Source organism: Pantanalinema rosaneae CENA516, from assembly GCF_050753385.1.
Classification (GTDB): domain Bacteria; phylum Cyanobacteriota; class Cyanobacteriia; order Leptolyngbyales; family Leptolyngbyaceae; genus Pantanalinema; species Pantanalinema rosaneae.
In genome coordinates this window covers 36,849-46,267 of sequence record NZ_JBLZFZ010000054.1, presented here as the reverse complement: position 1 = coordinate 46,267, position 9,419 = coordinate 36,849, and the positions used below count along the sequence as shown (strand labels likewise).

Sequence of the window (9,419 nt, the reverse complement as noted above, 5' to 3'; positions counted from 1 at the left end):
AGATGTGTATAAGAGACAGCCTCCTCACCTCCCCCTCTCCCCATCCCCCCATCTCTCCAGTTCCTATTAGCAACTCATCCTCGCTCCACAGGTCGCCGGATCGCCAGAACTCCCATTCTTCCGTTGACCTCTGTGGATTGCCTGCGTAGTAATGGTTTCAGCTACCTGCTAAGAGGCTAAGTCGAGAGATGTTAAGCTGGATTTACCCCCCTCTGGAGTTTCGCTGCCTGAAGTTGGCTTCGGGTAGGGATCTCTGGAGGGGTGAGTTTTCCGATTACCTCAAATCGGATTAGTTGGAAACCAGCCATAAAACCGAACGAAAAACCGGTCAAAATTACAAACGCGTTTTCCGATTACCTCAAATCGGATTAGTTGGAAACAAAACTCAGACCCGCTACCGACAAACATTGTGACCAGAATTGGTTTTCCGATTACCTCAAATCGGATTAGTTGGAAACTCTCACTCTACAGCCAGAAACTAAAGACTAAATAAGTTTTCCGATTACCTCAAATCGGATTAGTTGGAAACTCCGCCTGTTCAGAAGTGAAGCTAGAAAGTTCTTCATCCACGTTTTCCGATTACCTCAAATCGGATTAGTTGGAAACGCGGCAAGCCACAGATTCATCCGTTAACCAGGATGAAGACTCGTTTTCCGATTACCTCAAATCGGATTAGTTGGAAACACGTCGTAGGTTATATATACATAACTGATAAAAGCCTTAGCGTTTTCCGATTACCTCAAATCGGATTAGTTGGAAACTTGGGGCAATAATATCTTACCCCGTTCATCATCACCTTGTTAACGTTTTCCGATTACCTCAAATCGGATTAGTTGGAAACTAATCAACCTCCTGAAGATCGGGATCTCCAGTTTCATAAGGTTTTCCGATTACCTCAAATCGGATTAGTTGGAAACGTTCCGCTTGGAACCGCAGTCGGTGCAGCAATGGCAGCAGGTTTTCCGATTACCTCAAATCGGATTAGTTGGAAACTTTACCATTACCTTGTTCACGTTACTTGGTTCACGACCGCCTCCTGGTTTTCCGATTACCTCAAATCGGATTAGTTGGAAACAAGTGGTCTTGAAGAGCTTGCTCTGGTGTCCAGCTTGAATGTTTTCCGATTACCTCAAATCGGATTAGTTGGAAACTTAATAAGTTGGAAGTGAGGGAGTGACGTAGGGAGCTATGACTTAGTTTTCCGATTACCTCAAATCGGATTAGTTGGAAACCCGTGACAGGTGGGGTAGTGGGAGTCGGTTTCATCAGAGGTTTTCCGATTACCTCAAATCGGATTAGTTGGAAACGTTGGCTACAGTCAACCCAACTTTGATCCACCAATCTATCGGTTTTCCGATTACCTCAAATCGGATTAGTTGGAAACTCAAGGTGGAGTTCCCAGCAGGAAAGGTGGAAAATCCTCTCGGACGTTTTCCGATTACCTCAAATCGGATTAGTTGGAAACCTAATTGCTCTTGATGCACAACCATCATTGCCGTGGTTATGTTGTTTTCCGATTACCTCAAATCGGATTAGTTGGAAACCTGCCAAATGCTCCCGGTATAATAGGAGTCTGGAACACCAAGCGTTTTCCGATTACCTCAAATCGGATTAGTTGGAAACCATTGATGCAGGCATTGTACTCCTGCATGGCCATAGAATGTTTTCCGATTACCTCAAATCGGATTAGTTGGAAACCAATATCATGCCGCTAAAAGCAACGGCTCCCATAGCCCGTATAGGTTTTCCGATTACCTCAAATCGGATTAGTTGGAAACACAACAAACAAAACTGAAAAGTCAGTTAGTCGATTTCGTGTTTTCCGATTACCTCAAATCGGATTAGTTGGAAACGAAAGTCATCCTTTGAAACGGTTTTGCCCTTCAGATCACCAAGAGTTTTCCGATTACCTCAAATCGGATTAGTTGGAAACTTACGTCAGGCTGGGGATAAAAAGTTGATTCTTGTCTCAAGTGTTTTCCGATTACCTCAAATCGGATTAGTTGGAAACTAGGTTCACCTCACCGGGTTCGATAATCATAACTGGACTCGCGTCCGTTTTCCGATTACCTCAAATCGGATTAGTTGGAAACACCTTTTTGGAATTTCATGATTTGAACCCTCTACAAAAAATGTTTTCCGATTACCTCAAATCGGATTAGTTGGGAACAGTAATGCTGGGTGCATCAACAGCGCCATTGATGTTATCGTTTTCCGATTACCTCAAATCGGATTAGTTGGAAACATTAGTGTTTGCCCAAAAATCTGATGGCTATAACAGATAAGGTTTTCCGATTACCTCAAATCGGATTAGTTGGAAACTTGACTCTCACTAATTGGGCTGTGTGCCAGTAGGCTGTTGCGCCTGTTCCGAGAAGTTTTCCGATTACCTCAAATCGGATTAGTTGGAAACTGTTTTACGAGGACACAATTGTCAGAAAGCATGCTGTTTGCGGTTTTCCGATTACCTCAAATCGGATTAGTTGGAAACGGCAGCAGAACATAAAGATTTGACACGATGAAAAAGTCATTTAGGTTTTCCGATTACCTCAAATCGGATTAGTTGGAAACGTTCCAGCGTCGATCGTGCCATGCCGGAAACTTGTATCAAGTTTTCCGATTACCTCAAATCGGATTAGTTGGAAACTTTATGCGTTGCCATAGGTTTCTGCCTTCTTCACTCAACCATGTTTTCCGATTACCTCAAATCGGATTAGTTGGAAACTCCCAGTATAAATGGTGTCAGCAATCCCAAGGCCGTCAACGCGTTTTCCGATTACCTCAAATCGGATTAGTTGGAAACGAGGGTGGTTTGGTAACTCAACGATGTGTTGGGTGCTGAAAGTTTTCCGATTACCTCAAATCGGATTAGTTGGAAACTGTAGTCGTCTCTATGGTTCTTTGCTGCATTCCAATCAGAGTTTTCCGATTACCTCAAATCGGATTAGTTGGAAACCACAGCAAGATGCTGCTAGCAACTAAACTCAAGCCGAACGTAACGTTTTCCGATTACCTCAAATCGGATTAGTTGGAAACATTGCCGTAGCTGTCGTGCAGTAGATGATCGTACATACGTTTTCCGATTACCTCAAATCGGATTAGTTGGAAACGTTATAACTTTATCAGCATCGATAATATATGTTGAGCTAGGTAGTTTTCCGATTACCTCAAATCGGATTAGTTGGAAACTGCTTAATACCGCTACAGCGATTGGGTCGATGCTTAGGGTTTTCCGATTACCTCAAATCGGATTCTCCACATCATCGTAGACATAATTCTCTGTCCCTGGCTCCCCTGGCGAAACAACGTCCACCACCAATCGGGGCGCAGGCATCTCCAGCAACATCAGCGATCGACTCGCCCCCGCCAACGCCGCCAGCGTCTCCTCCCTCAGCACCATCAAATCAGGACAGCGACAACCTACCGATCGACTCTCCACCGCAAACTCTGTTCCCCCACTGGCGATCGCGATCAGATCTCATCTGGATCAATCCCGGCTTGCCGTAACCGCTCGGCTAATCGTTCAGCCCGTTGGCGTTCCTGTTCGGCCCGTTGGTCTGCCTGCTGTGTCCGGAGACGTTCCTGTTCGACTGCCAGAGGAATCCAGTTATCTTCGGCATCATACCAGCGCAACCATTGGCGGTTAACACCGTGATACTCGCCCTGCCATAGCCCCAAGCCTAGCTCCAAACTGGGTAGCCAGACTCTTGACTCGGTTAAGCCTTGCTGACGGTAGCGATCGCCTTCAAGCTGAAACACCAGAAATTCATTGGTATAGCGATCAAAGACGATGTAGTAGGGGATGCCTAAAATCTGCTCGTAGACTTGCCATTTGGTGGGTTGGGGAGTACGTTGTTGGCGCAGCCCCAGGTCTTCATCGCGGGTACTGGGGGAGAGGAATTCAATCGCCACGATCGGGCGAACGCCTTCCTGCCAAAGAACATAGCTGAGGCGCAGGTCGCGGTCTTCATAGAGACGAGAAACACCGACGACGGCGAACCAATCGGGACGTTTATACCAGTTGGTATGGCGGGGGTCGTAGTAGAGGTTCAGGTCGCTGGCGACGAAGACTTGTTCGGGGGGATGGGTGGGGGGATGGAAGGTGGTGCTACAGAGTTCTGCCTGCCACAGGTGAAATTCGTCGGGCAAACCGGGCTCCTCGGGATCTTCGCTGGGCAGATCATACATAGTAGGCAGGGTTTCTTTGGGCGATCGAGGTGGATCAACCTGCTCAGTTAATGGTCTGACACCAGACATAAGCCGTTCTCTAGACGCAAATGCCCGTATTTTAACACTGGGGGTTTTGGGAAGTTCCCTGAGCCAGGGTTTGCAATCTCACCGAAGACTGGGTATGCAGCAGCCAAGCTTCAACTTGCCCTACCTTTCCGATCGTACGACTCACCCAGAATTCTTCTGACCCAATCAGAACCATTCCGTAAAGCCATCACAGCAACCAATCTACTAATGCCAGGAACCGGACTTGAACCGGTGACACGAGGATTTTCAGTCCTCTGCTCTACCAACTGAGCTATCCCGGCGGGGAACGTCTGTGTTTTTGACGCTTAACCAAATTAGCAAACCAGAGGGCGTTATGGCAAGGGGATTTTGGAAAAAGATGGCAATTTGGTTAGATCACCCGATCGCATCCAATCGCTCAAGACACCCAACCACGATCGAGAGAGTACGGCAGAATAGGGAATGGGGCGAAATGGTGTGTCCCGGATCCCTTACCCTGATTTTCTGGACGACATGGACTGGCAAGAACTTTCTGGAAATTGGGTCTTAATGCCACCCCGACCAAGCGCGATCGTGCATTTTTTAGGCGGGGCGTTTGTGGCGACGGCTCCCCAAGTCACCTATCGGCGGTTGCTAGAACGGTTAGCCCTGCAAGGATATGGCATTGTGGCAACCCCCTTTATTAATACCTTTGACCATCAGGCGATCGCCCAAACGGTGCTGCGGAACTTCGATCGGGCAATGGAACATCTGTATGAAACCACCTTACGCAAACGCTACCTGCCGATTTATGGCATGGGGCATAGTTTGGGCTGCAAATTACATTTGTTGATTGGCAGTACCTTTCCGGTGGAACGGGCGGGTAATGTGCTGATTTCGTTTAATAACTTTGCCGCGCGGGATGCGGTGCCCCTGGTGGAGCAAGTGTCGGCACTGTTCGCCCAAATGTCTACCCCAATGACGGCAGAATTCATCCCTTCGCCAGTCGAAACCAATCGCATCATTGCCGAAAATTACCAGGTAAGGCGTAATTTGCTGGTGAAGTTTACCAATGACACGATCGATCAAACGACTGCTCTCACAGAGCTATTGCAAACTCGTTTTCCGAATATGATCGTGGCGCAAAAACTTCCTGGCACCCATCTCACCCCCTTAGGTCCCGATGTGCGTTGGCAAACGGGCAGTATCTTTACTCCCTTTGATGCGATCGGGCAATGGATGCGGCAAGAGGTTTACCGAGAATTGCATGAATTAGAGCGATCGATCGTGCGGTGGTTGAATCCTTTGTCGCCGCGTTAGGGCATCCTGAAGAGATGAACGATAGTGATCAAATCATCGGGATCCTGCCAACGCATGGGTGTAGTGGTAATTACGCTTCATTTCCCACTATCAAAATTACTCATGCTCATGAGGGATTATTTCGCATTGGAGGCAGAATTTATATGTCCTATCTTGGTACTGTGTTGTTAGGAGTCGCACTCTTCCTGTTGACCTCCTTACTTTGCTGGTTAATCGGCAGCCTGTTGTTAGTCTTTCCGATCTACGGCATTCTGTTGCTCCCGATCGGGTTACTCGGTGTCGTGCTAGCTGTAGATGCGATTCATCAAGGCTTTTTGACTTAAACAGCGCTCTGTGACGTTGATCACAGCCTCAAATGTCTAGTCTCATGGTAAGATTGACAGGTCTAAAATTGATTCTGTCGCATGAGTATGGATGGTGAGATTGGCATTGAGCAGAGTGGATTGATGGATATAGAAGCGGTGCAAAAAGCGCTGAATCGTTCTAGAGCGTCGGTCTATCGGTATGCTAATACCGACCCCAATAGCCTCAATCCGCCCTATCATCCCAAGCGGCTTAACCCCGAGATCCGATCCCATAAAGATGATTTGTTGTTATTTCATCCCAATGAAGTGGCTCGGTTTGCCAAGGATGTGTTGAAAATTCGCCCTGTGACGATCGAAGTGCGGGAGTCGCCGCGTAACTCGACGCAAGAACTGTTACAAGCGATTCTGACTGAGCTACAGAGCATTCACCAACTCTTAAAAACCCGCTCCTAAGAAAGTGTTTGAAAAGTCAAAATCGTTACCTGAACCGCCCCCCTAGCCCCCCAATTCTGGGGGGAACCGGATTCAAAGTCCCCCAGAGTTGGGGGCTTAAAGCCCTACGGGCATACCAGAAAAGGGGGCAAGTGCAATCACTTTGATACTTTTAAAACATCCTCTAAGTAATTTGTTCCCCGTTTGCATTGAGATTGTTTGCTATACACTACTTTCTCCAAGCAGGGTGATTACAATTTTTGTACAGAGGAGTATTCCCCGTCCTAGTCGTTCCAATTTAATTCGCTTGTTGTTATCAGCTTTTCCCTACTTTTATGGAATCAGGTAGTCCATCTGCCAGTTCGTCTGACCGATCGTCCTCCCGATTTGCCACCCTTTTCGGAACCTTGATCGCGGTGCTGACCCTCACCTTGCCACTGATGGTGATTGCTTATTACTCTAACTCTCAAGCCAGTTCTCAATTACCGACGCGCTATGTATCTGTAGAACGGCGTTAGAGTCTAGAGCCAGAAGTCGGTTAACCGCATTGCTCAGGAGAGCTTCCCATGGTTCTGAAGGCGAGACAACCGTGGCGGTGGGACTGGAGGAGTTGCTGTGTCAGCCTGGAGTTTTGCATGGGCGGATTTCCCTACCTGGGTGAAAAATCACCTGTCAAACGGGAGCAGGATCGCTATGATCCAAGAGGAAGCACTATAGTTATTAATTGAACACTCCAGGTCTGGACATGGCATACGCATCCTCTACTGCTAGAGCCGAGATGAGCGAGCTACGGCGTTTGCGGAGCTTATTACCTCCCGAACTCCAAAGCTGGGTTTCCGTTGAAGCGACTTCTTCCGTCAATCCACCACTGATTACCTCTGAAGAGATTGGTAAAGATGAGGTAGAAATTCTGATTGATATGGTGCGATGGGAGCAGTTGGCAACCGATCAACGGAATTTGCTGTTCTGGCATGAGATCGGACGGATCCAGAATGATACGATTCCCAAGGATGGCTGGGAAATGGCAGCCCTGGCGATCGGGTTAGGGGGTGCAGTAGGGGAACTATGGGTACAGGATGGCTTGTTGTTACTGTTAGCGCTGGCGCTGTGTGGCGTATCCGGTTGGCGACTGTGGCAGAAGAATAGTAACGATCGCGTGATTAAAGATTTAATTGAAGCTGACGAACGGGCGATCGCGCTGGCAACTCGCTTTGGCTATACTTTGCCCAATGCCTATAAGAGTTTGGGTAGTGCGCTGAAAACTTTGATTGACCAGTCGCCGAAGAAGAAATTGCGATCTCAGTATGAAACGCGCTTAGACGCTTTGAAGAAGAGTGCGGCTAAAGCTAAGGCAAAAATGAAGGCACAGCCTGAAGACGCTTACTCGGATTAGTATTACCGCGTTGAGGGTGGGGAACAGGTATTGGCGACCCCCCGAGGAAGTCCATCTGCCGGAATGGTCCAGGTGGTGGCATCTGCGGTGCAGCGAATTACGCCCCGACCGCCCCGCTCCACTCGTAATAAATCCCCGTGGTACAATCGCTCATTCACTTGCACTGGGCGATAGTTGGGTTGCCCTTGGGGTTTCAGTTCGACCTTGCCTTCCACGCGAACCATCTGGGCGATCGGTTGTCGGGGGGGAAATTGACTCTCACTGGCTGGAGCGATCAGTACCAGGGTCAGAGCCAACGAGATAGACACACTAGCTTTCATTGCTATTCATTTCAACCCGTAATCGTTTGAGTGCCAAACCGATCCAGAGATCCTCATCTGGATCTTTTTGATTGGCGAATCTAAGACATTGTTCCCAGGCTGCCATTGCCGCGATCGGATCTTGTAATCCTTCTAATGCTTGTGCCTGTAAGCAGTAGGCGGGAGCCCGTTCGGGAGCTAGATTAATCGCCCGTTGCAACACATCGCCAGCTTCGATATACCGTTCCTGGTTGAGTCTTGCCCACCCCAGATTCTTGTAAATGGCATACATTGTCTCCTGATCATTTTTGGCTAACGCTAACCCCAAGCCTTCATTCAACAGCGACACTGCTTTGGAATAACTTTCGGGGGTGCCGTCCAGAATATAGATGCGAGCGAGGCGATCGTAGGCTTTATAGGCTTCGCCATCGCGTCCCCCTTTCACCGCAATCTGATACTCGATCGCCGCCTGATCAATTTGGGTGAGGTCTTCATACAACCGTCCCAACTTATAGTGAATATCCAAGTGGCTGGGATGCAGCTTCAGTGCCCGTGTATAGCGATATTCCGCCATTGCCAGTTGACCATCCCGATAGGCCAGATCAGCACTTTGCTCATATAGAACTGCAATGTAGGGCAGAGCCAGCCAGAAGCTGATCATCGACAGCAGAAACAAGGCTGATAGCCCACAAAAAATTTCATCCCACCAATGGCGGGCAATTCTGAGGCTACTTAAAATATGTTCCATTGCCTGCCGTCCGGTTTTAGTTAAGGCCCCACCGCCCGTCAGCAGCCCAACCACGCTGGGCATAATCACCGCAAACGCGCCTAAGGCATCGGGACCGCCTTCCAGGAAGCGGGCAGATAGCCCCACCAGGAGACTGAGGGCAACGGAAAGTAGCGAAATGGATAATCCCTGCCACAGCCAATCAAACCGATCGCGCCACGAGGAAATTTTGGGAGCTTCTAGCAACCGCAACCATTCCCGTTCGGGAGGCGGTAGTAATACCTGCCAGTCCTCCAGTTTGACAGCTTGATTGATGTAAGTCGCCTGTTGATTTAACCGCGCATCCAGCCGATTCACTACCCGTTGCCAGTCGCGGCGTTGCGATCGGGGCTTGTGGTGGGTCATCCTAGCCCAGAGGTTACCTAAGCCTTGCCGCAGAGAAGCCCGAGGATAGGCGTTCAGCGTTTGATGCACCACACTTCGGGCAACCAGCGCTTCCAGTACCTCTTCTGCCGAGAGTCGTTCCCCCGCTACTTCCAGCGCCACGATCGCGGTTTCATAGCGTTCAATCGCATTCGTTAAAGTAGAGGTCGTCATGGCGGTTTGCTGGGGCGGGCGGGCTACTCAATAAGTCGTTAATGGCACAGACAAATGTTCCAGATCTTCGGGTGAGCTTGGTGCTCCTGCTTCAATCGCCAGAGGGATGTTTATTCGCGATCGCGTTGAGA

9 protein-coding genes, 1 tRNA gene and 1 CRISPR repeat array are annotated in these 9,419 nt (G+C 48.8%); of the genes, 5 read left to right on the top strand and 5 right to left on the bottom strand.

Annotated features, from left to right (window positions below):
• Nucleotides 1-265: 265 nt before the first annotated feature.
• Nucleotides 266-3,189: direct repeats of the CRISPR family, unit length 36 nt; unit sequence GTTTTCCGATTACCTCAAATCGGATTAGTTGGAAAC.
• A 52-nt stretch (nt 3,190-3,241) separates the two neighbouring features.
• From ACN4EK_RS24885 to ACN4EK_RS24875, 3 genes are all read right to left on the bottom strand, one after another.
• Complete coding sequence (locus ACN4EK_RS24885) at nt 3,242-3,439, bottom strand: hypothetical protein (RefSeq protein ID WP_431660974.1); 198 nt, start codon at nt 3,437-3,439, stop codon at nt 3,242-3,244.
• A gap of 32 nt (nt 3,440-3,471) precedes the next feature.
• Entirely contained in the window at nt 3,472-4,257 is a 786-nt protein-coding gene (locus ACN4EK_RS24880; protein ID WP_431660973.1) for a Uma2 family endonuclease, read from the bottom strand.
• A 208-nt stretch (nt 4,258-4,465) separates the two neighbouring features.
• A tRNA-Phe gene (locus ACN4EK_RS24875) sits at nt 4,466-4,538 on the bottom strand.
• Between the two features lie 175 nt (nt 4,539-4,713).
• Here ACN4EK_RS24875 and ACN4EK_RS24870 point away from each other — a divergent pair.
• From ACN4EK_RS24870 to ACN4EK_RS24850, 5 genes are all read left to right on the top strand, one after another.
• Nucleotides 4,714-5,535 (top strand): DUF1350 family protein, encoded by an 822-nt coding sequence (locus ACN4EK_RS24870; RefSeq protein ID WP_431660972.1) that lies wholly within the window; start codon nt 4,714-4,716, stop codon nt 5,533-5,535.
• The gene (locus tag ACN4EK_RS24865) at nt 5,508-5,858 is read left to right on the top strand and encodes a hypothetical protein (protein ID WP_431660975.1); all 351 of its coding nucleotides are present in this window, start codon (nt 5,508-5,510) and stop codon (nt 5,856-5,858) included. The genes ACN4EK_RS24870 and ACN4EK_RS24865 overlap by 28 nt, the downstream gene beginning before the upstream one ends.
• An 81-nt stretch (nt 5,859-5,939) precedes the next feature.
• Complete coding sequence (locus tag ACN4EK_RS24860) at nt 5,940-6,293, top strand: resolvase (protein ID WP_431660971.1); 354 nt, start codon at nt 5,940-5,942, stop codon at nt 6,291-6,293.
• Between the two features lie 314 nt (nt 6,294-6,607).
• Entirely contained in the window at nt 6,608-6,790 is a 183-nt protein-coding gene (locus tag ACN4EK_RS24855; protein ID WP_431660970.1) for a hypothetical protein, read from the top strand.
• 227 nt (nt 6,791-7,017) lie between these two features.
• Nucleotides 7,018-7,665 (top strand): DUF3318 domain-containing protein, encoded by a 648-nt coding sequence (locus ACN4EK_RS24850; RefSeq protein WP_431660969.1) that lies wholly within the window; start codon nt 7,018-7,020, stop codon nt 7,663-7,665.
• A 2-nt stretch (nt 7,666-7,667) separates the two neighbouring features.
• Here ACN4EK_RS24850 and ACN4EK_RS24845 read toward each other — a convergent pair whose 3' ends face one another.
• Together ACN4EK_RS24845 and ACN4EK_RS24840 are read right to left on the bottom strand one after the other, a co-directional pair.
• The gene (locus tag ACN4EK_RS24845; RefSeq protein WP_431660968.1) at nt 7,668-7,973 is read right to left on the bottom strand and encodes a hypothetical protein; all 306 of its coding nucleotides are present in this window, start codon (nt 7,971-7,973) and stop codon (nt 7,668-7,670) included.
• Nucleotide 7,974: 1 nt separating this feature from the next.
• Complete coding sequence (locus ACN4EK_RS24840; RefSeq protein ID WP_431660967.1) at nt 7,975-9,288, bottom strand: tetratricopeptide repeat protein; 1,314 nt, start codon at nt 9,286-9,288, stop codon at nt 7,975-7,977.
• Between the last annotated feature and the right edge of the window lie 131 nt (nt 9,289-9,419).

Bases quoted from the DNA above. Each gene is read 5' to 3' on its own strand.
- ACN4EK_RS24880 (WP_431660973.1), bottom strand. From the start codon at position 4,257: ATGTCTGGTGTCAGACCATTAACTGAGCAGGTTGATCCACCTCGATCG.
- ACN4EK_RS24840 (WP_431660967.1), bottom strand. From the start codon at position 9,288: ATGACGACCTCTACTTTAACGAATGCGATTGAACGCTATGAAACCGCG.
- ACN4EK_RS24855 (WP_431660970.1), top strand. From the start codon at position 6,608: ATGGAATCAGGTAGTCCATCTGCCAGTTCGTCTGACCGATCGTCCTCC.
- ACN4EK_RS24860 (WP_431660971.1), top strand. From the start codon at position 5,940: ATGAGTATGGATGGTGAGATTGGCATTGAGCAGAGTGGATTGATGGAT.
- ACN4EK_RS24850 (WP_431660969.1), top strand. From the start codon at position 7,018: ATGGCATACGCATCCTCTACTGCTAGAGCCGAGATGAGCGAGCTACGG.